This window comes from Arthrobacter sp. GAS37 (assembly GCF_044908325.1).
GTDB lineage: Bacteria > Actinomycetota > Actinomycetes > Actinomycetales > Micrococcaceae > Arthrobacter > Arthrobacter ramosus.
This window is the reverse complement of the sequence record NZ_JBIYDB010000012.1, coordinates 1-23,844: the sequence shown is the minus strand read 5'-3', so window position 1 is coordinate 23,844 and position 23,844 is coordinate 1. Positions and strand designations below refer to the sequence as shown.

24 protein-coding genes are annotated in these 23,844 nt (G+C 64.8%); 16 read left to right on the top strand and 8 right to left on the bottom strand.

All coding sequences use genetic code 11. The features are described 5' to 3' along the window. Positions 1 to 16: 16 nt before the first annotated feature. Positions 17 to 2,512 (bottom strand): ATP-dependent Clp protease ATP-binding subunit, encoded by a 2,496-nt coding sequence (locus tag ABH924_RS11890; RefSeq protein WP_404499023.1) that lies wholly within the window; start codon positions 2,510 to 2,512, stop codon positions 17 to 19. Between the two features lie 171 nt (positions 2,513 to 2,683). On the opposite strand from ABH924_RS11890, the gene ABH924_RS11885 reads away from it, so the two are divergent. From ABH924_RS11885 to ABH924_RS11865, 5 genes are all read left to right on the top strand, one after another. Further along, on the top strand, positions 2,684 to 3,148 hold the full coding sequence (locus ABH924_RS11885; RefSeq protein ID WP_404499021.1) for a GatB/YqeY domain-containing protein: 465 nt from the start codon (positions 2,684 to 2,686) through the stop codon (positions 3,146 to 3,148). Between the two features lie 28 nt (positions 3,149 to 3,176). Continuing rightward, positions 3,177 to 4,040, top strand: coding sequence for an HNH endonuclease (locus ABH924_RS11880; protein WP_404499019.1), 864 nt, complete (start codon positions 3,177 to 3,179; stop codon positions 4,038 to 4,040). 185 nt (positions 4,041 to 4,225) lie between these two features. Continuing rightward, positions 4,226 to 4,597, top strand: coding sequence for a YegP family protein (locus ABH924_RS11875; protein ID WP_404499017.1), 372 nt, complete (start codon positions 4,226 to 4,228; stop codon positions 4,595 to 4,597). 114 nt (positions 4,598 to 4,711) lie between these two features. Further along, the gene (locus ABH924_RS11870; RefSeq protein ID WP_404499015.1) at positions 4,712 to 6,304 is read left to right on the top strand and encodes an AMP-binding protein; all 1,593 of its coding nucleotides are present in this window, start codon (positions 4,712 to 4,714) and stop codon (positions 6,302 to 6,304) included. Positions 6,305 to 6,306: 2 nt separating this feature from the next. Continuing rightward, entirely contained in the window at positions 6,307 to 6,504 is a 198-nt protein-coding gene (locus ABH924_RS11865) for a hypothetical protein (RefSeq protein ID WP_404499013.1), read from the top strand. Positions 6,505 to 6,789: 285 nt separating this feature from the next. Here ABH924_RS11865 and ABH924_RS11860 read toward each other — a convergent pair whose 3' ends face one another. Continuing rightward, positions 6,790 to 6,966 carry a CsbD family protein gene (locus tag ABH924_RS11860; protein WP_236818202.1) on the bottom strand — a complete coding sequence of 59 codons (177 nt, stop codon included), beginning with the start codon at positions 6,964 to 6,966 and terminating at the stop codon, positions 6,790 to 6,792. Positions 6,967 to 7,111: 145 nt separating this feature from the next. On the opposite strand from ABH924_RS11860, the gene ABH924_RS11855 reads away from it, so the two are divergent. Continuing rightward, the gene (locus ABH924_RS11855; protein ID WP_404499011.1) at positions 7,112 to 8,083 is read left to right on the top strand and encodes a magnesium transporter CorA family protein; all 972 of its coding nucleotides are present in this window, start codon (positions 7,112 to 7,114) and stop codon (positions 8,081 to 8,083) included. Between the two features lie 33 nt (positions 8,084 to 8,116). Here ABH924_RS11855 and ABH924_RS11850 read toward each other — a convergent pair whose 3' ends face one another. Then, a complete protein-coding gene (locus ABH924_RS11850) occupies positions 8,117 to 8,248 on the bottom strand; it encodes a phosphodiester glycosidase family protein (RefSeq protein ID WP_404499009.1) in 132 nt (43 codons plus the stop codon). Positions 8,249 to 8,345: 97 nt separating this feature from the next. On the opposite strand from ABH924_RS11850, the gene ABH924_RS11845 reads away from it, so the two are divergent. After that, positions 8,346 to 8,519 carry a hypothetical protein gene (locus ABH924_RS11845; protein WP_404499007.1) on the top strand — a complete coding sequence of 58 codons (174 nt, stop codon included), beginning with the start codon at positions 8,346 to 8,348 and terminating at the stop codon, positions 8,517 to 8,519. A 1,126-nt stretch (positions 8,520 to 9,645) separates the two neighbouring features. Continuing rightward, positions 9,646 to 10,230, top strand: coding sequence for a histidine phosphatase family protein (locus ABH924_RS11840; RefSeq protein WP_404499005.1), 585 nt, complete (start codon positions 9,646 to 9,648; stop codon positions 10,228 to 10,230). Positions 10,231 to 10,277: 47 nt separating this feature from the next. On the opposite strand, the gene ABH924_RS11835 is transcribed toward ABH924_RS11840, so the two are convergent. The 5 genes from ABH924_RS11835 to ABH924_RS11815 all read right to left on the bottom strand — a co-directional run bounded on the left by ABH924_RS11835 (position 10,278) and on the right by ABH924_RS11815 (position 14,134). After that, positions 10,278 to 11,393, bottom strand: coding sequence for an AI-2E family transporter (locus ABH924_RS11835; RefSeq protein ID WP_404499003.1), 1,116 nt, complete (start codon positions 11,391 to 11,393; stop codon positions 10,278 to 10,280). A 66-nt stretch (positions 11,394 to 11,459) separates the two neighbouring features. Continuing rightward, positions 11,460 to 11,912 carry a DUF1003 domain-containing protein gene (locus ABH924_RS11830; protein WP_234753722.1) on the bottom strand — a complete coding sequence of 151 codons (453 nt, stop codon included), beginning with the start codon at positions 11,910 to 11,912 and terminating at the stop codon, positions 11,460 to 11,462. A 49-nt stretch (positions 11,913 to 11,961) separates the two neighbouring features. Then, positions 11,962 to 13,131 carry a glutamate--cysteine ligase gene (locus ABH924_RS11825; RefSeq protein ID WP_404499001.1) on the bottom strand — a complete coding sequence of 390 codons (1,170 nt, stop codon included), beginning with the start codon at positions 13,129 to 13,131 and terminating at the stop codon, positions 11,962 to 11,964. 99 nt (positions 13,132 to 13,230) lie between these two features. After that, positions 13,231 to 13,434 (bottom strand): hypothetical protein, encoded by a 204-nt coding sequence (locus ABH924_RS11820; protein ID WP_234753724.1) that lies wholly within the window; start codon positions 13,432 to 13,434, stop codon positions 13,231 to 13,233. Positions 13,435 to 13,528: 94 nt separating this feature from the next. After that, positions 13,529 to 14,134, bottom strand: coding sequence for a DUF1326 domain-containing protein (locus ABH924_RS11815; RefSeq protein WP_234753725.1), 606 nt, complete (start codon positions 14,132 to 14,134; stop codon positions 13,529 to 13,531). A gap of 291 nt (positions 14,135 to 14,425) precedes the next feature. Here ABH924_RS11815 and ABH924_RS11810 point away from each other — a divergent pair, with 291 nt between their 5' ends. The 8 genes from ABH924_RS11810 to ABH924_RS11775 all read left to right on the top strand — a co-directional run bounded on the left by ABH924_RS11810 (position 14,426) and on the right by ABH924_RS11775 (position 23,629). Next, the gene (locus ABH924_RS11810; RefSeq protein ID WP_234753726.1) at positions 14,426 to 15,304 is read left to right on the top strand and encodes a xanthine dehydrogenase family protein subunit M; all 879 of its coding nucleotides are present in this window, start codon (positions 14,426 to 14,428) and stop codon (positions 15,302 to 15,304) included. Between the two features lie 5 nt (positions 15,305 to 15,309). Continuing rightward, positions 15,310 to 15,834 (top strand): (2Fe-2S)-binding protein, encoded by a 525-nt coding sequence (locus ABH924_RS11805; RefSeq protein ID WP_404498998.1) that lies wholly within the window; start codon positions 15,310 to 15,312, stop codon positions 15,832 to 15,834. Continuing rightward, positions 15,831 to 18,224 (top strand): aerobic carbon-monoxide dehydrogenase large subunit, encoded by a 2,394-nt coding sequence (locus tag ABH924_RS11800; protein ID WP_404498996.1) that lies wholly within the window; start codon positions 15,831 to 15,833, stop codon positions 18,222 to 18,224. Before ABH924_RS11805 ends, ABH924_RS11800 begins: the two co-directional genes overlap by 4 nt. A gap of 1 nt (position 18,225) precedes the next feature. Next, positions 18,226 to 19,167: an XdhC family protein gene (locus ABH924_RS11795; protein WP_404498994.1), complete on the top strand. Its 942-nt coding sequence runs from the start codon at positions 18,226 to 18,228 to the stop codon at positions 19,165 to 19,167. Then, complete coding sequence (locus ABH924_RS11790; protein WP_404498992.1) at positions 19,151 to 20,095, top strand: AAA family ATPase; 945 nt, start codon at positions 19,151 to 19,153, stop codon at positions 20,093 to 20,095. The genes ABH924_RS11795 and ABH924_RS11790 overlap by 17 nt, the downstream gene beginning before the upstream one ends. After that, positions 20,088 to 21,332 carry a VWA domain-containing protein gene (locus ABH924_RS11785; protein WP_404498990.1) on the top strand — a complete coding sequence of 415 codons (1,245 nt, stop codon included), beginning with the start codon at positions 20,088 to 20,090 and terminating at the stop codon, positions 21,330 to 21,332. The genes ABH924_RS11790 and ABH924_RS11785 overlap by 8 nt, the downstream gene beginning before the upstream one ends. 104 nt (positions 21,333 to 21,436) lie before the next feature. Further along, on the top strand, positions 21,437 to 22,960 hold the full coding sequence (locus ABH924_RS11780; protein ID WP_404498988.1) for an aldehyde dehydrogenase family protein: 1,524 nt from the start codon (positions 21,437 to 21,439) through the stop codon (positions 22,958 to 22,960). 81 nt (positions 22,961 to 23,041) lie between these two features. Then, a complete protein-coding gene (locus tag ABH924_RS11775; protein ID WP_404499173.1) occupies positions 23,042 to 23,629 on the top strand; it encodes an adenylate kinase in 588 nt (195 codons plus the stop codon). The last annotated feature ends 215 nt before the right edge of the window (positions 23,630 to 23,844 follow it).

The following is a 23,844-nucleotide window of genomic DNA, read 5'->3' as shown; positions in this document are numbered from 1 at the left end:
CCCGCCTTAGCCCGGGCTAACTCACGGCGGGCAGCGCGTCGGGGATGCGGGGCTTGGCGTTTCCGGCAAAGGTGAACTTGGCGTCGTCGCCTTCGCCGTCCACGTCGACCACCACGATGTCACCCGGGTGCAGTTCGCCGAAGAGGATCTTCTCGGAGAGCTGGTCCTCGATCTCGCGCTGGATGGTGCGGCGGAGCGGCCGGGCACCCATGGCCGGGTTGTAGCCACGGGTGGCCAAAAGGACCTTGGCGGCGTCCGTGAGCTCGATACCCATGTCCTTGTCTGCCAGATGCTGTTCCAAGCGAGCGATCATCAGGTCCACGATCTCGATGATCTCGTCCTGCGTGAGTTGCGGGAAGACAATGACGTCGTCAACGCGGTTGAGGAACTCGGGACGGAATTGCTGCTTGAGCTCTTCGGTGACGCGGGCCCGCATCCGGTTGTACCCGGTGGTGGTGTCCGTGCCGGATTGGAAGCCGGTCGCCACGCTCTTGGAGATGTCGCGGGTGCCCAGGTTGGTGGTCATGATGATTACCGTGTTCTTGAAGTCCACCACGCGGCCATGGCTGTCCGTCAGGCGGCCGTCCTCGAGAATCTGGAGCAGGGAGTTGAACAAGTCGGAGTGGGCCTTCTCCACTTCGTCGAACAGCACCACGGAGAACGGACGGCGGCGGACCTTCTCGGTCAACTGCCCGCCCTCGTCATAACCGACGTAGCCCGGAGGGGCACCGAAGAGACGCGAAACCGTGTGCTTCTCGGAGTACTCGGACATGTCCAGCGTGATGAGGGCGTCCTCATCAGCGAAGAGGAATTCCGCCAACGCCCTGGCGAGCTCGGTCTTGCCGACGCCGGTGGGGCCGGCGAAGATGAACGAACCACCGGGACGCTTGGGGTCCTTCAGGCCAGCCCGTGTGCGGCGGATTGCACGCGACACTGAATTAATCGCCTCATTCTGCCCGATAACGCGCTTGTGCAGTTCCTCCTCCATCTTGAGGAGGCGGCTGGATTCTTCCTCGGTGAGTTTGAAGACCGGGATGCCGGTGGAATTCGCGAGAACTTCGGCAATCAGCTCCTCGTCTACCTCGGAGTTGCTGTCCGTGCCGCCGGATTTCCATCTGAGCTCCCTTTCCCTGCGCTCGGCGACAAGTTTCTGCTCCTTCATGCGCAGCGAGGCGGCGCCCTCGAAGTCCTGGGCGTCGATGGCGGATTCCTTCTCCATCTTCACCTCGGCGATGCGTGCATCCATCGCTTTGAGCTCCGGCGGACGGGTCATGCGGCGGATGCGAAGCCGGGCACCTGCTTCGTCGATCAGGTCGATCGCCTTGTCCGGCAGGAAGCGGTCCGATACGTAACGCTCCGAGAGGCTCGCCGCGGCCGCCAGCGCGCCGTCGGTGATGGTCACCCGGTGGTGCGCCTCGTAACGGTCACGCAGGCCCTTGAGGATCTCAACGGTGTGGGCCACCGAGGGTTCCTGGACCTGGATCGGCTGGAAGCGGCGCTCCAACGCGGCGTCTTTCTCGATGTGCTTGCGGTACTCGTCCAAAGTGGTGGCCCCGATGGTCTGGAGTTCACCACGCGCCAGCAACGGCTTGAGGATGGATGCGGCATCGATGGCGCCCTCGGCAGCGCCGGCACCCACGAGCGTGTGGATTTCGTCGATGAAGAGGATGATGTCCCCGCGGGTCCGGATTTCCTTGAGGACCTTCTTCAGGCGCTCTTCGAAGTCGCCACGGTAACGGGAACCGGCCACCACTGAGCCCAAATCGAGCGTGTAGAGCTGCTTGTCCTTCAGGGTCTCCGGCACGTTGCCGCGGACAATCGCCTGGGCGAGGCCCTCGACGACGGCGGTCTTGCCGACGCCGGGCTCACCGATCAGCACGGGGTTGTTCTTGGTCCTGCGGGAGAGGACCTGCATGACGCGTTCCATCTCCAGCTCGCGGCCGATCACGGGATCGAGCTTGTTTTCCCGCGCGGCCTGGGTAAGGTTGCGGCCGAACTGGTCCAGCACCACCGAACCGGCGGGAGCAACCTCGGCCTGGCTCGGTCCGGCGACCATTCCGCTGGGGTCCTTGCCCTCATACCCCGAGAGCAAATGGATGACCTGCTGGCGGACCCGGCCGAGGTCGGCGCCAAGCTTGACCAGGACCTGCGCGGCAACGCCTTCACCCTCCCGGATGAGGCCGAGCAGGATGTGCTCGGTACCGATGTAGTTGTGGCCGAGCTGCAGCGCTTCCCGGAGTGCAAGCTCAAGGACCTTCTTGGCGCGAGGGGTGAAGGGGATGTGGCCGGACGGGGCTTGCCGGCCCTGGCCGATGATCTCCTGCACCTGTTCCCGGACGCCGTCGAGCGAGATGCTCATTGACTCCAGCGCCTTGGCGGCAACCCCCTCACCCTCCTGGATCAGTCCCAAAAGGATGTGCTCGGTGCCGATGTAGTTATGGTTGAGCATGCGTGCCTCTTCTTGGGCAAGCACAACAACGCGACGGGCACGGTCCGTAAATCTTTCAAACATTTCGCCACACTCCTGGCAGCCGCTTACCTTGATGCTACGTCGCTAAGGGCCTTCTTGGGGGATCGCCGGAGGCAGAATTTTAGATACCAGGCCGGCCGGCCGCATGGCTGTTCTTCACAGACGGTCGAGACCGTGAAGAATGAAAATAACCACCAAGTAGAGGGAATTACCATGAGCACCCTGAAGCAACGGCTTCATGCCGATGTCGTAGTCCACATGAAGGACCGCAACAAGACCGCGCTCACGACGGTCCGCAACGTCCTGGGCGAAATCGAGACGCGTGAGAAGTCCGGCAAGGCACCCATTGAGCTGGACGACACTCAAGTGACGGCGCTGCTGCAGAAGGAAGCCGCCAAGCGCAGGGACACGGCCCGCATTTACACGGAGGCCGGCGAGTCCGAGCGCGCTGCGGCGGAAATTGCCGAAGCAGAAGTCATCGAGGCGTACCTGCCTGAAATGCTGACCCCCGCCGAAGTCGAGGACATCGTCGACGAGGCAATCGCCGCATTGAAGGCCAGTGGCCAAGAACTTACGATCAGGCAGATGGGCGCCGTGATGAAGCCCGTCACCGCAAAGGTCGCTGGCCGCTTCGACGGTAAGGCCGTCAGCGAAATCGTCCGGACCCGACTCGCATAGAATCGCCGGAACGCAGGGAGGAGCAGCCATGGCAGCCATCATCCTGGGATGGAATCCACGGCTTTGGAACGACTGGAACTTCGAGGCTGTGATCGAGCAGGTCGCCGAAACGGGTCAATTCCTGGAGCGGTGGAACGTCGGCCAACACCGGAAGATCCAGCCAGGCAACCAAGCATGGCTTTTCCTGCAAGGCGGAGGCCCACACGGACGCGGGCTGATCGGACACGGCGTCGTCATGTCCGAAACGTATGAAGCGCCACAACGCACCGAGCCGAAGAGTATTGCGCGGTACGTGAGCGTGGCCTTCGATGCCTTGCTCCCCCTCGGCGGCCAGATCCCGACGAGTGTCCTCTCCAGCGAAGTGCCGGACGTGGCGTGGAATACCTTCCGCGGTTCCGGACGGCCCATTCCGAAAGAATCAGAACCGGGCCTTCAACGCGTGTGGCGGGAGCACGGACCAGCGGTCTCCGAGCCGTGCCAGACCGTTCCAGGAACCTACCCGGAAGGAGCCGTCAGCCGGATTGAAACGAACCGCTACGAGCGGGACCTTGAAGCCCGCCGGATTTGCCTGGCTTTCCACGGGACGTCTTGTGCCGTGTGCACTTTCTCCTTCGAAGTAAGCTACGGGGACATCGGCAAAGACTTCATCCACGTCCACCACGTGGTTCCCGTTTCACAGCTCGGCAGCGACTACCGTTTGGATCCCATAGCGGACCTCGTGCCGCTGTGTGCGAACTGTCACGCCATGGCACACCGGGGGGTGGGCACTCCTCGCACCGTGGCGGAATTGCGGCGGGCCATCGCCGCCGCCGGACACTTGCCCGGCCAAATTCTCGACGACAAGGCATTGGCAGCCCAGGACGCCGCACACCGAATCCTCGAGCAGCGGTAACCATGCACTAGCCAGCCAAGGTTCTTCCCCGTATTTTAGTTAACTACACCGTGTGGCGAGCACCACACACGCTGTGAGTCAGATGATCCATTTGCCGGAATAAACCACCGGGGCGCAATGCCGCGCCCCGGACCCGGCGAGACCTACCGGGCGTCACGCGCCGCCCGCTGTTCAGGAGGATACGCATGACCGGGATTTTTGAACTGTTCATCGACGAGGACACGAGCTTCAGATTCAGGCTCAAAGCGCCGGACGGAACCGTGGTAGCCGTCTCCAGGTCCTTTCCCGACAAGCCCGCCGCGGTGTGCGGCATCAGTGACGTCCGAGAATATGCGGGAATGGGCCTGATTACCGATCTGTGCCCGGAGGTCCCGCACCGCGGACCATCACCCACACCTCCGGTTCCCGCTGGACGTCAAACCAGTCCTTCCGCGATGCCGCCGCTTCCAGTCCCGCCGCGGCACCATAATCCGCTCCCCCAAAGAGATCGAACCGGCCGCCCTTGGCACACTCCCGCCTTGGTCGACGCATCGTGCACCGGTTTGGTTGAGGCGTAGACCCTTCTACTGGAGGGGCATCCGGCAGCGGAGGCCCTTGTCCCGGCCCGACGCCGCCGGGTGTAATGGACCCACGACGGCGACTCCCCGCCGTCGTGCGCCGAAGGAGCCGCAATGTTCACCAGCCCGTACGCTGATGTCGAGATCCCCGAAGTCACGATTTATGAGTATCTGTTCGGTGGGCTGAGCGTCGAGGATCTTGACCGGATCGCACTCGTGGACGGCACGTCCGGCGCGGAAATGACCTACCGGCAACTCGTCAGCCGAATTGACGCCACCGCAGGCTGGCTCGCGAGCCACGAGGCGGGCCCCGGGACTACTGTGGGCCTTTTCTGCCCCAACGTGCCGGCGTTCGCCGTCGTCTTCCACGGGGTCCTCCGCGCAGGCGCGGCCGTCACCACAGTCAACGCGCTGTATACCGCCGATGAAGTCGGGAGCCAGCTCAGCGACGCGGGCGCCTCCTGGCTTTTCACCGTCTCGTCCTTCCTTGAGCGTGCGGAGGCCGCAGCCCTGGCTGCCGGCATCTCGCCGGAACGGCTTGTGGTGCTCGACGGCGGCGACCCCGCTACCGCCGCGGGGCATCCCTCGCTCGCGGATGTCCTCGAAGCGGGCCTTCCCGCGCCGACGCTCAGCGTCGATCCGCACGCCGCCGCCGTCGTACCCTACTCCTCGGGCACGAGCGGCACGCCGAAAGGGGTCCTGTTGAGCCAGTACAACCTCGTGGCGAACGTCGCGCAGTCGAGCGCCTTCTTCCGAGTGACTCCCGACGACGTGCTGCTCGCCGTCCTGCCCTTCTTCCACATCTACGGCCTGACCGTGCTGCTCAACCTCGCCCTCGGCGAGCGGGCCCGGCTCGTCACAATGCCGAAGTTCGACCTCGCCGAATTCCTCCGCATTACGCAGGACCACCGCTGTACTTATCTGTTCATCGCGCCGCCCATCGCCGTCGCGCTGGCGAAGCATCCGCTGGTGGACCAATACGACCTCTCGTCCGTCCGCGCCGTTCTTTCGGGAGCAGCGCCCCTCGACGGCGAACTCGGGCACGCCGTTGCGAACCGGCTCAGGTGCACGATGCTCCAGGGCTACGGCATGACCGAGCTGAGCCCCGTATCCCACGCCATCCCGCGCGACGGCGCCGAGCGCGTCCCTCTCGACTCGGTGGGCTACACCGTGCCGAACACGGAATGCAAGCTCCTTGACCCCGCCACGGACGAAGAGATCGAAGTTCCGGCCGAAGGGCCGAGCGCTCCCGGACAGCTCCTCGTCCGCGGCCCGCAGGTCATGCTGGGGTACCTGAACCGGCCCGACGCAACCGCTGCGACGATCGACCCGGATGGCTTCCTCCGCACCGGCGACATCGCGACCGTCACGGCCGCGGGGATCGTGACGATCGTCGACCGGCTCAAAGAGCTGATCAAGTACAAGGGCTACCAGATCGCGCCTGCCGAGCTCGAAGCGCTCCTGCTTACCCACCCCCGGATTGCGGACGCCGCGGTCATCGGCATCCACGCGGACGACGGCGAAGAGGTACCGAAGGCGTTCGTCGTCCGGCAGCCGGGGGCCGAGCTCGGGGACGGGGATGTCATGGAGTTCGTCGCCGGACGGGTGGCGCCGTTCAAGCGCGTGCGATCGGTGGAGTTCGTCGATGTGATTCCCAAGTCGGCGTCGGGGAAGATCCTTCGGCGGGAGCTGCGCGCGAGGGCCTGAGGATGCACATCGGCGCCCTGGCGCTGTCCCTGGCTACGCTTGGCCCCGCGAAGCCGGCGGCACGCGCAGGCTCCCGTACCTCTGCGACAACGCTGGCATCCAGTTCAGCCAAGATCCCGACGGCGGCCTGCCTTGGCGCGCGCGATGACGCCACTTTCAGATGGTGCGCAGCCCGCGCCCGGAGCGTCTCGGGACTGTAGCTCCGCAGGTCCTCCGGGGGCACCTGGGCGTAGTATCCGGCCAGGAAGGTTTCGCTGGGCTCAAGGGAACCCACTGATTTCCCCTGCTCCGCCGGCACCGATTCGCGTGTCATGTCAGCGCGCCTCCCCTGCGGGTGCCACTCGCAAACTGGGGTTGACGATCCAGCCCCCGCGCCTCCTTCATCATGGCTGGCCGCACCGACCCCGTCCAGTGCTGGAAAAAGTATCGGAACATGACGCGGGCGCGGGCCGAATGGCCCGCGCCCTGCTATCGGCGCCTGCGGACTAGTGCTTCCTGAAGGCGCCCTTGATCTTTTCGCCTGCCAGCTTCAGATCGGCCCTGACCTGACGGGACTTGCCCTCAGCCTTCAGCCGGTCATTGCCGGTGGCCTCGCCGGCCGCTTCCGTGGCCTTGCCGTGGAGTTTCCCGGCAGCGTGATGAAACCTCTCACCCCAACCCATGATGGCTCTCCTTAGTCGGCGGCCCGCGGCAGGACACCGCAAGGCCGCACTTAATTGTAGGGACGGAACTACAGCAAAGGCACGCCCCGGCAGCGAAACCTTGCCGCTCAGGAAGCACGGATACGCGTCCCGTACCATGGGCCGGATGGTGTTCATACGGCTATACCGCGAAGGCAAACTCGAACGCGACGATGTCAGGGTCCACGAGATCGAAGCCCTGGGCCGCCAGGATGACGTGGTGCTGTGGATCGACTACACGAACCCGACGGCGGATGACCTGCTCGGCGTTGAAACCGTGTACGGGCTTCATCGACTCGCCGTCGAGGACGCCGTCCACGACTTTCAGCGGCCCAAACTGGACCGATACCCGAACCATCTGTTCCTCTCGGCCTACCAGGCGGCGTTAAAGCCTGGCACCGGGGAACTGACCGTCGTCGAGATCTCGGCATTCGTGACCCACAATGCCCTGGTGACCGTGCACGGGCCCGAGTTCGACACCGACAAGCTGACGGCGCACTGGGACGCCGAAACCGATCTGGCCCAACACGGGGTGCCTTTCCTCTTCTGGGGCCTGCTGGACATGATCGTCGACGGGCACTTCGACGCCGTCCAGGAACTCGATGGCTACATCGACGCCCTCGAAGAGTCGCTTTTCGAGGACCACTCCCCCGACCACGAGCTGCAGCGGAAGACCTTCGAACTCCGCAAGAACCTCGTCCGGCTCCGCCGCGTCGTCCTGCCCATGCGTGAAGTCCTCAACACCCTCCTCCGGCGGGAAGACCTGGTCGGCTGCAGCCCGGCGATGCAGCCCTTCCTGCAGGACGTCTACGACCACGTGCTGCGCGCCTCGGAATGGACGGAATCGCTCCGCGACCTGGTCACCACCATCCTGGAAACCCACATCAGCATCCAGGGGAACCAGATGAACCTCGTCATGAAGAAGGTCACCAGCTGGGCTGCGATCATCGCGGTCCCTACAGCCGTGACCGGCTTCTTCGGGCAGAATGTGCCCTTCTTCGGCTTCCAGAGCGATTACGGCCTCTGGCTGTCCAGCGCCCTCATGGCCGGCGGTTCAATATTCCTGTACCTGGCGTTCAAGAAGCGGGACTGGATCTAGCTGGTACTCCCTGGCGCATGGAGGGCCCCTGTCCTACTGCTCGTCCTTTCGGGCCGGAAGCACCAAGAGCGCGTCCCCGACCGCGCGTTCCGATCCGCCCGACGGGCTGTTCTGCACCTTCCCTTCGGCAACGGCTGTTGTTGAGCCGCCGCCGTCCAGGTTCATGGCCTGAACCGAGCAGTCCGGCGTCGATTTTCAGCTTCGTGCCGACAGGAGCGAGTGCGCGGAGCCGTGCGACGTCAGTTCCGGTGGCCTGGATGGTGTGTCCGCCCGCAGGGACGGCCGCGCCACGGGTTTCGGCGATGGAGCTAACGGCGTCGTGGCTGTCCACCATCACTTCAAGGCCCGGACCGGCAGGCGTGGACTGCCCGAACTCCGGCGTGAACGTGACGAGCTCGTTGGAGTTCGTGCAGGTGACGTCCTGGAGCGGAGCTGAGGTAGGCAGGTCGTTGGCGCCGCCGCAGTTGCGGATCAGGCCAGGTACCCGGTTGATGCCGTCCAAAGGCGCTTCCCCGGAGGAAGAGGATATTTTCCCCGCCCAGGTCAGTCGCTGGATGCTGGTGGCATTTTTCTTTCCGTCAATGACGAGGGCCGGGCGGTCCGCTACGGCTTCGCTGAGAGTCTTGCCTCCGTAGACCCCGGCCCCGGCAGGGTCGCCTTCGGCACCGGCCTTCGGGTCGAAGACGAAGAAGCCTGCGTTCACAGCGGCGAGGGCGTGGGCGTCGGAGGCCAGCTGGCTGGTGGTCTCCCGCTTCTCCAGATCCGGGCCGAACGAGGCGGCGAGCTGGCCCTGGTACTTCCCTGGGTCGATCGTGATGACGTCGAGATTCCACGGTCCGCGCGTCTTCGTGCTGGTCTCGGAGTCGCCGTCCCAACCCGTGTAGATCACTGAGGAGGCAAAACCGGCGGCCTTGATCTTGGCGACGACGGAGGCGCCGTCGGCCTGCGCGCCGAGATGGCCGGCGCGGACCCGGTAGCCCAGATCGCCTCCTGCGTCGGCAAGCTGCGGCGACTGGACATGTTCAACGCGGGCATCGACGCCGGCGGTCTTGAGCTTGTCGGCCGTGTGCTGCGCAGTGACCTGGCTTGAGAGCGCCGACGTCGGAGCGTCCGGGTCCGGCGAATCAGCCGGGATGGCCACTTCGGCGGTCCAGAAAAGCGAAGAGTCAGCTCCGCCCCGGCTGATTTTGGTGAGCGTGACGCCGGGGGCGAGGGTTGTCATTGTCCGGTTCTCTGGGAGGTCAGCGGCGCCAAGGTTGAGGTGGGCACCCTGACCCGTGCTGTTGCCACTTTTCAGGACATCGTCCGCGTGAGTGGGGCCCACGGGGCTGAGGAGCGCTGAAAAGACGGCCAGAACGAGCCCGCCAGTGAGGGCACTGCGACGTTTTAGGGAGGCATTCATGGGTCCACCGTATAAAGACTGGACCGTCGCCCGGGCCGGTTTTCCGGTTTCGCGAACCCTGTTGACCGAACCTTCATGCCACGTTCACTTGCAGTCGAAAGGCCGACCCAAGAAGCAGCATTGGCTCCCCACGGAACTATCCCAAGGCAGAATGGAAGGCATGCCCCTTACTACGTTCGCCCTCGTCCGCCACGGTCAGACAGACTGGAATGCGCAGCGCCGGCTGCAGGGATCCACCGATATTCCGCTGAACGACGTCGGCCGCGGCCAGGCCCGCAACGCCGTCGCCGTCCTGTCCGGTTACGAGTGGGACGTCATTGTTTCGTCACCGCTGAGCCGGGCCGCGGAAACCGCCGAGCTGATCGCCGCAGGGCTGGGGCTCAGTGTGGACCGGCGCGTGCCGGAGCTCACCGAGCGCCGCTTTGGAGCTGCGGAGGGCCTGCAAGCAGGACCTGAATTGGACGCGCTGCGTATTCCTGGTGGCTTCCGCGGCGCGGAAAGCGAGGAGGAGGCAGCCTCCCGCGGTCTGGCCGCGCTGGAGGCGCTGGCCGAAGAGTTCCACGGCCGCCGCGTCCTTGTTGTCGCCCACGGGACGCTCCTCCGCTTGAGCCTCGGCCGCGCCGTCGCCCGCACTCTGGACAGCATCGACAACGCCGTGCTCAACCTCGCCCACCACCATGCCATAGACGGCTGGCAGCTCGAATACTTCAACGGTGAACCCGTCATGGCTGCCGTTCCCGCCTGAGCAGAACCCAGCCCACGGCATATCCACCAGGAAAGCCCCGGTCTTGTTCAGGCCACGGTTCCTTCGGCGGGGCCGATACCAGCGGAGACCGCATCGCCGCGCCCGGTCCACGTCTTGATGGCCGTCCACGCGACGGCGGCCGTCGGTACGGCCAGCAAGGCACCGATAATGCCTGCGAGCATCGTGCCGACGGCCAAGGCCAGCAAAATGGCCAGTCCATGGATACTCAGGACCTTGCCCATCAAAACGGGTTGAAGGAAATGGTGCTCAAGCTGGTGGGCTGCGACGAGGACAGCGAGGACGATGAGGGACGTCACCGGACCGTTCGAGATCAGGGCGACACCCACAGCCAGGGTGCCGGCCGCAGTGGAACCAATGATGGGAATGAACCCGCCGATAAAGACAAAAACACCAAGGGGCAGGGCTAGAGGGACACCGAGGATGGCGAGCATTGTCCCTATGATGACGCCGTTCACTGCTGCGATGAGAGCAGTGCCCCGAACATAGCCTCCCAGAACCGTGGCGCTTCGTTCCGCAGCCAGGTGGGCCTTCCCTCGGTGGGCCGCCGGAAGGAATCCGAAGAGGAAGTTCCTGATCTTCTCGCCGTCCTTGAGGAAGAAGAACAAGATCACCACCATAAGAACCAAGCCAGCCAGGATTTCACCGACCGTACGGGCGCCGGTCAGCGCTTCGGCACCGAAGCTACTGCTCGTGAAGAAGCGCTGGATGGAATCGGCCACGGAGCGGAGTTGCTCGTCGCTGACTTTGAAGGGTCCGTTGTTCAGGAATTGGTGCAATTGGTCTATGCCGGCGGTGAATTTCACGGCAAGCTCCTTGGATTGCGCCCTGATAAGAAAGACGATTCCGGTGATGACTCCGCCGAAGACTGCAAGGATCCCCACGAACGACGCTGCGACAGCGAGGGCCCGCGGCCACCGGTGAGCAGTCAGCCAACGCACAAGGGGCGAGATCGCCGAGGCAAGAATGAGCGCGATCGTGACCGGGATCATGACCAGAGGCACGCTGGTCATCGCCCACAAAATCACCGACGCCAGAGTGATGACCAGGAGCATCTGCCCTGAACGGATCCCGGCGCGGCCCAGGCCGTCGGACCAGATCGCTGACATCGTGGGCTTGTTCGGCGAATTGTTGCTTTCAGTCATTGGGTTCCTTCCTGGTCCTGTTTCCGGCAGTGAATGCCCCGCCGAGGTGCATAAAGACGTGGTGCATTAAGAACGGTCTGAGCCCTTGCCCACAGGTGTAGCGATCCTGACGTTCCCTGCGGCTGCAAGCACCTGCAGTTCCCGGAGGATCTCCAGTTGCTGACTGTTGATGGCCATGAGCAGATCGATCTCCTCTTTGGATTTCACGTTGGTGTCATGATCGTGCCGGGACATCACCGCGGCAATCGCATCCTGACGCTTGGCGGCGATGAGAAGGATGGCTCCCTGCAGCCCTGCCAGCATCGAGAGGAAGAGATTCAACAAAATGTACGGATACGGATCCCAGGCGTTGTTCGCCAACGCCCAGCTGTTGATAGCTGCCCAGAGGATCATGAACCCGACAAAGCCGCCGACGAATGGCCAACTGCCCATCCCGTTCCGCATGACATCCGCGGCGCGTTGACCCTTCGTGAGTGATTCCTTGTGGTTTTCGTGCCAGGTCGTTCCCGTATCGCTCATGCCCCACCCTAACGGCGCACTCCGATGGAGCCGCAATTTTGCCCGACGGCTAGCTCGCAACGAGCGCGGCAGTCCCTGCGTCTGACCTGAGGTACGGTTCGCCGGTGTGCTGGTGATCAACGGGTTCGAGGTGGGTGACGCCCGTTGCATATGCGACGACTCCGGCGAGACTGCCGTTGCGTTGGTGGGCTTGCCGTTGCCGGGCGGCTCCCGTGCCTTGGCTGAAGATCCTCTGCAATCCCTCCTTGGCGTAGAGTCCGTCCCCGGTCTCTTCGAGGGCATCGCGGACGTGGGAGTGCAGTGCGGCGAGGACATGCCTTGCGGTGTCGGGCTTGTGCGTTTTCGGGTCGAGCAGCTCTCCGTGCAGGCCGAACCGGCTAGCCCGCCACGTGGCCTGGCGCAGGACAGCGGCAGAAACCATGTCCGGACGCTGTCCGGATTTCCATTCCCTGGCGGCAGTGTCCACCAAGGCACGCACCAAGGCCGCAATCAGCACGGTATCCCGGGCATCGAGGCAAACATCCGAAACGCGGATCTCGACTGTGGGGTGCCGGGCGGACAGGCGAGCATCGAAATCCGGGCTCATGACCACCCCCGTTCCCGACAGCTCCGCCACCAAGGAGTGATAAGCCGCGGCAGATCCGAAGACATCGGTGGGACCGGCGCTGGACCATCGGTTCCAGGCTTGGGTCCGGAAACTGGCGTAACCGCTGTCGGCCCCGTTCCAGAACGGTGAATTCGAGCTAAGTGCAGTCAGCACGGGAAGCCAGGACCTGATCCGGTCCAGCACTGCGACGCCTTCCTCATCCGAATCAACGGAAACATGGACGTGATATCCGCAGGTCAGCTGCTCTCTGGCAGTCAAAGCGAACTTTTCCAGGAGTGCGTCGTAGCGCTCGGTGTTTGTTGCATGCGGAGTGACCGCCAGCGGCGACGTCGCGAGGGCGGCAATTCTCGCGCCCGCCTTCCGGGCAAGCGAATCGGCATAAGAGCGTCCAGCACGTATTTCAGCGGCGAGTGCACCCAGGCTGCTGTGCGGCGAGGTGATGACTTCGACTTGCTCCTGCTGAAGCTCGATCGCCAACGTCGGGCGGAAAGGAGGAGCCACCCCATGGGGACCGGCGCTATGAAGGCGCAATACATCGCCAGCGATAGGCACGGGGCTGCCGTTGACAGGATCGACGATCAAGAATTCTTCTTCAACACCAAAAGTACGCACTTGCCAAGTGTGGGCCACAAAAAGGCCGCCAGCGACCACAAGTCGCAGGACCTCTAAAATCAAACGTCTCTTGTCAGTTCCGAGGGGGCGCGATTGCTGTCATCTGGCCGGCGTCACGACGTCCTCCAGCATTGACCTGTCGAAGAAGCGGATCTCGCCCGTTGCCTCGAAAAACACGGGAACTACCGATGTGTTCGCGTCCTTCGAAGTTTCGTAGATCTCCGGCGCACTGCCGTGTTTTCTCGCTATGGTTCCTACTAACTCGGTGCCGCGAACCCGGACGGTTCGATACTTATAGCTCATGTGGACCCCTATCGTCAGCCACGGCAAACGCTACTCCTGTGAGGCACAGTCGGCCTTCACAGGACCGCGGTCCTGTAAAGGCCAGGAGCGGCACCTAGGCTGACCATGCAAAGGGAGCCGAGAAGGAGTTTTTTCCGGCGTTATCCCACGTCATCCCGAACACGTCCACGCGGGCCGTGCTGGACGTGCCGGCCGCCAGGGTGTCCGCCGGGAATCCTATCCCGCTGATTTTCACTCCGAGTCCGGTGGCATCCAGCGGAGACACGAAGTCCTCCACAACCATGTCGACAGCGCTGCCAATGCGGACCTGGTGCGAACGCCCGTCCTCGGTGTAGGCGATTTCGAGGGACTCCATTCCCGCCATTTCACCGATCAACGGTGTGAGGCCTTCCATCGGTCCGCCCAGCTGGCCACCGAAGACGGCACCGAGCGCTTCCGCCTGCTCGGTTGAGGCGGCGGCATCCATCAGGACACCGAGCTTCCATCCCCCGTCGCTCATGAGGGCGGGCGTATCCGCGACGACGCAGACGGTCAGGCCACCGACATCGACACCATTCACCTCACCGGTGTCCACATGAAAGGCCAAGGCCACGTTGCAGCGATCGTTATCCGCCGGCGCGGTCAGCCCTGATGTGGAACACGGGCAGACCATGTCGCAATTGCAATTCTCAAAATACGTACCCTCGACGTGCCACGACATCCGGGGCTCCTTTCGGCGAGGCATCCCCAGGAAAAGTCTCCTCGCGGCCCAGAACAGTGTCAACGCTCTCAGCATCGCTCACGGATCCATGGGTCGTACCTCGACCGGCCACAGCCTATGACGACGGGCGGGACGTCACGAAAAGGACACTGCTTGGAGAATTCTTTTACAAGTCAAAACGGCCGTGATCTTGCCCCCTTGACCATGTTGACACCCACAATGACCCGGGCAAGACTGATCATAGGTCCGCGTCCTACGACCTGCAGGACGTCTGGCCCTAAGGGGTGGACAATGCAGATTCCGGCTCCATTTGATTATGAGCGCGCGAGCGACGTCGCAAACGCGCTGGCCCTCCTCGAACGCCATGGTCCCGAGTCGCGCATCATCGCAGGCGGACATAGCTTGCTGCCGATGATGAAGCTTCGCCTGGCGCGGCCCGAGTGGCTGATCGACATCAACGACCTGGCGGAACTGGAATTCATCCGCCGGGAAGGTGACCAGTTGCGTGTGGGCGCACTAACCCGCCACACAGCGCTCCTCGAGTCCACCGACGTCGCCGAGCTCTTTCCGATAATTCGCGACGCCGAGCAGGTGATCGCGGACCCTGTGGTCCGCAACCGCGGCACGATCGGCGGCTCGCTCTGCCAAGCGGATCCGGCCGAAGACCTGTCTACTGTCTGCGACGTCCTGCGTGCCCAGGCCGTGATCCGCGGGCCCGACGGCGAACGGATCGTCGCCATGTCCGACTTCCACCGCGGCCCCTACGAGACGGCCGTGGCTCAGAACGAGCTGTTGTACGAAGTCCGCTTTGCGATCCGCCCGCGCTCGGGCAGCGCCTATGAAAAGGTGGAACGCCGGGTCGGTGACTGGGCAGTCGTCGCGGCCGGGGCCGCCGTCGGGCTTTCTTCGGACGGCACAGTGGAAGAGGCCGCAATCGGGCTGACAGCGGTCGGACTGGACGGCACCGTCCCCGAAGCCGAAGCCGTGCTTCGCGGACAGCAGCCGCATGAAGACCTGTTCGTCGAAGCCGGACGCATCGCAGCCGCCGCCTGCCACCCGGTCGACGACCAGCGTGGACCCATCGACTACAAACGGCATCTGGCCGACGAACTCACCCGCAGGGTCCTGCGCCGTGCTTGTGCACGCGCCGCAGGTGCACAGGAAGGCTGAAAGCAATGCAGATCAGCATGACGGTCAACGGGGACAAGGTGACCCGGGAGATCGAACCCCGCGTGTTGCTGGTCCACTTCATCCGCGAAAACCTTGGATTGACCGGCACGCACTGGGGATGCGACACCAGCAACTGCGGAACCTGCGTCGTGTTGATGGACGGCCAGCCGGTGAAATCGTGCACCGTGCTGGCAGCCATGGCCGATGGACACGACATCCGGACCGTCGAGGGGCTGGCCGTCGGCGGCACGCTCGATCCCGTGCAGCAGGGGTTCATGGAGGAACACGGCCTGCAATGCGGATTCTGCACGCCGGGCATGATGCTCACCGCCAGGGCCCTGTTGGACCGCAACCCGCATCCCGACGACGCCGAGATCCGCCAAGCCATTTCCGGCCAGATTTGCCGGTGCACCGGTTACGCGACCATTGTCCGCTCGGTGCAATGGGCGGCAGCCCACCCACTCGGCGCGGACGCCGGGACGGGCGACGGCGGTGCCGGAGGGACCACCGAAGAAGAGGTGACGGCATGACCACCGTCCAGGAGCATGCACCCAACCCTGCGGCCGGAGACCCGGGCCGCCCGATCGGGTTCGGCCGCCTCCAGCGCAAGGAGGACCCGCGGTTCGTCCGCGGCAAGGGCCATTACCTCGACGACATCGTGCTGCCCGGCATGCTGCATGGAGCCATCCTGCGCGCACCCGTTGCGCATGCCCGGCTGGTTTCAATAGATACCACCGAAGCGTTGGCACATCCCGGGGTCCTCGCCGTCATCACCGGCAAGGACCTGCAGGCTCTCAACCTTGCGTGGGCGCCTACCCTGTCGGCGGACGTCCAGGCAGTGCTCGTCACGGACAAGGTCCGGTTCCAGGGCCAGGAGGTCGCTTTCGTCGTCGCAGAGGACCGTTACGCCGCGCGCGACGCCCTGGAGCTGATCGACGTCGAATACGACATGTTGCCGCCGGTGATTGATGCCCGCCGCGCCCTCGACCCCGGCGCGCCGGTCATCCGTGACGATATCGAGGGCCGGACGGACAACCGGATCTTCGATTGGGAGATCGGCGATGCGGCTGAAACTGAGGCGGTTTTCGCCAATGCCGACGTCGTCGTGGCCCAAGAGGTCGTGTATCCGCGCGTGCACCCGGCACCCATGGAAACCTGCGGCGCCGTCGCGGACTTCGACCCGGTCGACGGCAGGCTGACCCTCTACGAAACAACCCAGGCCCCGCATGCCCACCGGACGCTGTATGCGATAGTCGCCGGCATTCCTGAGCACAAGATCCGGATCGTCTCCCCCGATATCGGCGGGGGCTTCGGCAACAAGGTGGGCATCTATCCCGGCTATATCCTGGCCGTCGTCGGCTCGATAGTCACCGGCAAGCCGGTGAAATGGGTGGAGGACCGCTCGGAAAACCTGATGTCGACGTCGTTCGCCCGCGACTACATCATGCAGGGCGAGATCGCAGCCACCAAGGAAGGCAAGATCCTGGCAGTCCGGACCAACGTCCTGGCAGACCACGGCGCCTTCAATGCCACCGCGCAGCCCACCAAGAACCCGGCCGGTTTCTTCTCCATCTTCACCGGGAGCTACGACCTGAAGGCGGCCTACTGCAAGGTCACGGGTGTCTACACCAACAAGGCCCCAGGCGGCGTGGCCTATGCTTGTTCCTTCCGCGTGACGGAAGCGGTCTACCTGGTGGAGCGCATGGTGGACATCCTGGCCCGGAAACTGGAGATGGATCCGGCAGAGCTCCGGCTGAAGAATTTCATCAAGCCGGAACAATTCCCTTACGCCAACAAGACCGGCTGGGTCTACGACTCGGGCAACTACGAGCCTGCCATGCGCTTGTCCATGCAAATGGCCGGCTACGAGGATCTCCGGCGCGAGCAACTCGAAAAGCGGGAGCGCGGCGAACTGATGGGCGTCGGCGTCTCCTTCTTCACCGAGACCGTCGGCGCCGGACCGCGCAAACACTTCGACATCGTCGGACTCGGCATGGCCGACGGCGCCGAACTCCGCGTCCATCCCACGGGCAAGGCCGTCGTCAGGATCTCGGTGCAGAGCCAGGGGCAGGGCCACGAAACCACTTTCGCCCAGATCGTGGCCGAGGAGCTCGGCATCCCGCCGGAGAGCATCGACGTTGTTCACGGCGACACAGACCAAACACCGTTCGGCCTGGGCACGTACGGCAGCCGGTCGACGCCGGTCAGCGGCGGCGCAGTGGCGCTTGTGGCGCGGAAGGTCCGGGACAAGGCGAGGTTCATTGCCGCGGCGATGCTTGAGACCCGGCCCGAGGACCTCGAGTGGGAAAAGGGCCGCTGGTTCGTCAAGGGCGATCCAAGCGCCGGCAAGACGATCGCTGAGATCGCCTTCGGCGCCCACGGAACCGTGGCCCTTCCGGAGGGCATCGATGGCAACCTCGACGCTGAGGTGACCTATGACCCTCCCAACCTGACGTTCCCGTTCGGAGCCTATATCTGCGTCGTGGACGTCGACGCCGGGACCGGCCACGTCAAGGTCCGGCGCTTCATCGCGGTGGACGACTGCGGAACCCGGATCAACCCGATGATCATCGAAGGCCAGGTCCACGGCGGGCTGACCGACGGCGTCGGGATGGCGCTCATGGAGATCATCGCGTTCGACGAGGAGGGCAACTGCCTCAGCGGCTCGTTCATGGATTACCTCATCCCCACGGCGATGGAGGTCCCGGATTGGGAGACCGGGTTTACCGTCACGCCGTCGCCGCACCACCCCATCGGCGCCAAAGGGATCGGCGAATCCGCCACGGTCGGCTCCCCGCCGGCCATCGTCAACGCCATCGTGGATGCTTTGAAGCCATATGGAGTTACGCACATGGATATGCCGTGCACACCGGCCCGGGTGTGGGAGGCCATGCAAGGCCGGGCCAGGCCCCCGGTGTGACATGCCCCTGCACGGAGAAGCCCTGGCGGCGAGGGCGCAGGAACTTGTAGAACGCCGGGAACCGTTTGTGCGTGCCACGGTGGTGCGCGCGCAGCACCCCACCAGCGCGCATGCCGGGGACACTGCCCTTGTGCTGGCCAACGGGGAAATCGACGGGTTCCTTGGCGGCACCTGCGTCGAGGCCTCGGTGCGCGAATACGGCCTGCAGACGCTGTCCAAGCACGAACCCCTCCTGTTGCGCGTCGTCCCCGGCGAACCGTCCCGCACCCGCGAGGAGGGCGCCGTGGAGGTCGCAAACCCCTGCCTCAGCGGCGGGGCGGTGGAGATCTTCCTCGAGCCGCAGATGCCCGCTCCCCGGGTGGTCGTGGTCGGCGCGACCCCCGTGGCACAGGCCTTGGGCGCCTTGGGTGCCATCCTCGACTTGGACATGGAACTCACCGACGGAACGGCCGCGGAACCGCGGGCCGACGACGCCGCCCTTATCGTCGCGTCGCAGGGCCGGGACGAGGAGCCCGCGTTGGAGGCCGCACTCCGGCTAGGGGTGCCATACGTCGCCCTGGTCGCCAGCCGCACGCGCGGCGCCGCCGTCCTGGCCTCACTCGACGTCGACGACGACCAGCGCGCGCGGGTGCACAGCCCGGCCGGGCTGCTGCTGGGCGGCCGGACGCCTGCTGAGATCGCGCTGTCGATTCTGGCGGAGCTTGTGTCCGTGCGCCACCTTGGCCGGGCTGTAGACACCACGACGCCGGAGACTGCGGCGGCGGATCCAGTGCCGGCGAACGCCGAGCCCGCGAGTGCCGTAGACCCCGTCTGCGGCATGAGCGTCGCGGCTGTGGAGTCTACGCTGCACGCCGAGTACGCCGGGACGACGTACTACTTCTGTTCCGCTGGATGCAGGAGGGCCTTCCTCGCCGATCCGGAACGCTATGCCACTGCCTCGTGAGCCCCGGACCGCCGGACCGGTGCGGGCAGGTGCGGAAGACGAGGTGCGCCGTCTTGTCCCGGACGTTTCCGCGCTCATGTCCGCGCTCGACGACGGCGACTACCTTGCCGACGTCGGACTGGCGACCGCATTGTTCCTGTCCATCCGCTTGCCCCAACCCATCCTGCTGGAGGGAGAGGCCGGCGTCGGGAAGACCGAGGCGGCGAAGGCGCTGGCCAAGGTGCTCGACACTCCCCTGTATCGCTTGCAGTGCTACGAGGGCATCGACGTGGGCGAGGCTCTGTACGAGTGGAACCACCAACGCCAACTCCTGGGCATCCGCTTGGCTGAAGTCCGGGATGTCCGTGTGGAGGAGGCCGACCTTTTCGGGGAACAGTATTTGTTGCGCCGCCCGCTGCTGAAGGCGATCGAGCACCCCGGCCCGCGTCCTGCCGTCCTGTTGCTGGACGAGATCGACCGGGCCGACGCGGAGTTCGAGGCCTTCACTTTCGAGCTGCTCGCCGAGGCCGCCGTGACGATTCCGGAGCTGGGCACCATCCGCGCCACGCACCCGCCCGTCGTCGTCCTGACCTCCAATCGGACCAGGGACTTGCACGACGCATTGACCCGGCGCTGCCTGTACCACTGGATTGACTACCCCCGGCCGGAGCGCATCGCCGCGATCGTTCGCCGCAGGGTGCCCGGGAGCGCCGATCCGCTCGCCCTGGATGCCGCAGCGGCCATCACGAGGCTGCGGTCCCTGGACATGGCCAAGCCACCGGGTATCGCGGAGGCAATCGACTGGGTGTCGGCCCTCACGGTGCTTGGCGTCGAACGACTGGACCCGGCTGCGGTGAAACAGACCTGGGGCTCGGTCCTGAAGAATCGCGACGATCTGGACATTGCGTGGGCCCGCGGCCCGGCATGGGTGGCCGGCGTCCATGACTGAGTATGCGCCCAGGGATGGTCGGGCCGGCGTCGATGCTGCGGCGTTGGCGGTTGGCTTCAGCACGGCGCTGCGCCGTGCCGGGCTGCCGAGCTCCCCGGACCGCGCGGCCTGGCTGGCCCAGGCCCTCAGGATCGTTCCCCCTGCTGCCCGTGAGCCGCTGTACTGGACGTGCCGGGTGGCGCTCGTCTCCTCGCACGAACAACTGCCGGTATTCGACGCCGTCTTTTCGGCCGCATTCGACGGGATGCTCGATCCGGCAGACACCCGCGGCGATGCCAACAGTGCACCGCCGATCGGCGCGGAGGAGCGCACCCGGGCGGCTCCAAGCGAACGACCGCCGGCTCCTGCCGACGGTCGCGTCCCGGCGTCGCGGGCACCCGTCGCCGCCCCCGGCCTAGCGAACGACGACGAATCCAACGCACCCGGGTTCGAGGCAATCCTGGCCATGGCTTCCCCTGACGAGCATCTGCATGAGAAGTCCTTCGCCGAGCTCACCCCCGAAGAAGCTGCCCGCGTGCGCCAGCTGGTGCGGCGTATCGTGCTGGCCACCCCGGAGCGCCGAAGCCGCCGGACACGCCAATGGGCACACAGCGGTGCAAAGCTCGACCTCCGGCGCACCATCCGCGCCGCTCGGCGCACCGGCGGCGACGCAAGCTCCTTGGTCTATGCCCGCCGTCGTCAGCGTCCGCGCCGCCTGGTGTTCCTGTGCGATGTATCGGGCTCCATGGAATCGTACACACAAGTCTTCCTTGCCCTGCTACAGGGCGCAGTGGCCGGTGCCCAGGCCGAGGCGTTCGTGTTTTCCACCCGGCTGACCAGGCTCACCCGGCAGCTTTCGAACCGGAACGCAGATAAAGCCCTGGCCCTGGGAGCCGCCGCCGCCCCGGACTGGGCAGGCGGCACCCGGCTCGCGGAGAGCCTCCGGCGCTTCATCGATGGCCACGGACGCCGCGGCTTGGCGAGGGGCGCGGTCATTGTGGTGCTCTCCGACGGTTGGGCCCAGGACGCGCCGGAACTGGTGGACGCCCAGATGGCGCGGCTGCGGCGGCTCGCCTACCGGATCGTCTGGGTCAATCCGAGGAAGGCCCGCACGGACTACCAACCGTTGGCGGGCGGCATGGCCGCTGCACTGCCCTACTGCGATGCCTTCATCAGTGGGCACAACTACGCAGCCTTGACGGAAGCCGCAACCGCCATTCGCGCCGGGCGGTCACGCCCGGCAAGGAAGCAGGGGTAGCGCAACGTCAGTAGGTCCGCGGGCCCCATTGCAGCCTGGTCGCAACCTTTGAACCCCTAGCATGGGGGCCAGGACGAAGACGTCTGTTTTCCAGAGGAGTGACCATGACTGTTTATGTACAGCCCGGCCAAGAAGGATCCAAGGTCCAGTTCAAGGACCGCTACGAGAACTGGATCGGCGGAGAATGGGTGGCTCCAACTACCGGCCGATACATCGAGAACGTCTCCCCGGTGAACGGGAAGCAATTCACCGAGGTGGCTCGCGGCGCTGCTGCGGACGTTGAGCTCGCCCTGGACGCCGCGCACAAGGCTGCACCGGCGTGGGGCAAGACATCAGCTACTGAGCGCGCTGCAGCGCTGAACAAGATCGCCGACCGGATCGATGCCAACCTCGAGATGCTGGCCGTCGCCGAAACCTGGGACAACGGCAAGCCCATCCGCGAAACCCTGAATGCGGACATCCCGCTCGCGGCAGACCACTTCCGGTACTTCGCAAGCGCTATCCGGGCACAGGAAGGCCGGCTATCCCAGCTGGACGAGGACACCACGGCCTACCACTTCCACGAGCCGCTCGGCGTGGTGGGGCAGATCATCCCGTGGAACTTCCCTATCCTCATGGCCGTTTGGAAGATGGCTCCCGCGCTGGCGGCCGGCAACGCGGTGGTTCTGAAGCCCGCCTCCAACACCCCGGCCTCCATCCTGGTCCTGGCGGAACTCATCGCGGACCTTCTGCCCCCGGGACTGCTGAACATCGTCAACGGCTTCGGCTCGGAAGTGGGAAAGCCGCTGGCCTCCAGTCCGCGGATCCGCAAGATTGCCTTCACCGGCGAGACCTCCACCGGGCGCCTTATCAGCCAGTACGCCAGCGCCAACCTGATCCCCGTCACGCTGGAGCTCGGCGGCAAGAGCCCGAACATCTTCTTCAACGATGTTGCCGAATCCAACGACGCCTTCTACGACAAGTCGCTCGAGGGCTTCACCCTGTATGCCTTCAACCAAGGCGAAGTCTGCAGCAGCCCGTCCCGCGCCCTCGTCCAGGAAGGTATCTACGATTCCTTCATGGCCGACGCCGTGGCCCGGACCATCAAGATCATCCAGGGCAACCCTCTGGACACCAACACCCAGATCGGTGCCCAGGCCTCGGTAGGCCAGATGGAGAAGATACTCTCCTACATCGACATCGGGCTCAAAGAGGGCGCTAAGATCCTGGCCGGCGGTGCACCGACGGAGCTTGACGGGGACCTTGCCGGCGGGTTCTACGTCCAGCCCACTATCTTCGAGGGCGAGAACAAGATGCGGATCTTCCAGGAGGAAATCTTCGGCCCGGTCGTCTCCGTTGCGCGCTTCACGGACTACAACGACGCCATCAGTATCGCCAACGACACGCTCTACGGCCTCGGCGCCGGTGTCTGGTCGCGCAACGGCAACGTTGCCTACCGTGCAGGCCGGGAAATCCAGGCTGGCCGGGTGTGGGTCAACAACTACCACGCCTACCCGGCCGGCGCTGCGTTCGGCGGCTACAAGTCCTCCGGCATCGGCCGCGAGAACCACGCCATGATGCTGGACCACTACCAGCAGACCAAAAACCTCCTGGTCAGCCACTCCGAAAACAAGCTCGGATTCTTCTAAGGCCTGATCGACGAGCACAGCAAGTTTTCAACAACTGCAAGCTTTCAACAACTGCACCGAAGGGCTACTTGAATGACGAGAATGCTGATTATTGGCCCGCCCGGTTCCGGCAAAGGCACGCAGGCGGAACGGATCTCCGAACGCCTCGGCGTCGTTGCGATCTCCACCGGAGACATCTTCCGCGCCAACGTGAAGGGCGGGACGCCCCTTGGCATCGAAGCCAAGAAGTACATGGACGCCGGAGATTTCGTGCCGGACAGCGTGACGAATGAAATGGTGCGCGGCCGCCTCAGCGAGGACGACGTCGAAAACGGCTTCCTGCTGGACGGGTACCCCCGCACCACATCACAGGTGGACTACCTCGATGAGATCCTCGCCACCGGTGAGCAGGAGCTTGACGTTGTCCTGCAGCTGACCGCCGATGACGACGAACTGGTCCACCGCCTGCTGGGCCGCGCCAAGGAGACCGGCCGCAGCGACGACAACGAAGCCGTTATCCGCCACCGGCTGGACCTTTACCACGAGCAGACCGAAGCCGTAGTGGCCAAGTATGCAGAGCGCGGCATACTGAGAAAGGTTGATGGCCACGGCGGGATCGAGGATGTCACCGACAAGCTAATGGGCGCCATCGAAAGCCCAGGCAGGGTGTCCATCGCCGGCGGACGGTAGTTCCGGAACCACCGGCATCAGTGATCCCGGAACAGTAATCGGCCCTGTCGGATTCCCTCAACGGAATCCGGCAGGGCCGACCTGTGGTGCCTATTTCTTCAGTGACTGCGCGATCTGGGTCATGATGGTGGGGTCGGAGAGGGTGGTGGCGTCGCCGGGTTCGCGGCCTTCGGCGACGTCTTTGAGGAGGCGGCGCATGATTTTGCCGGAGCGGG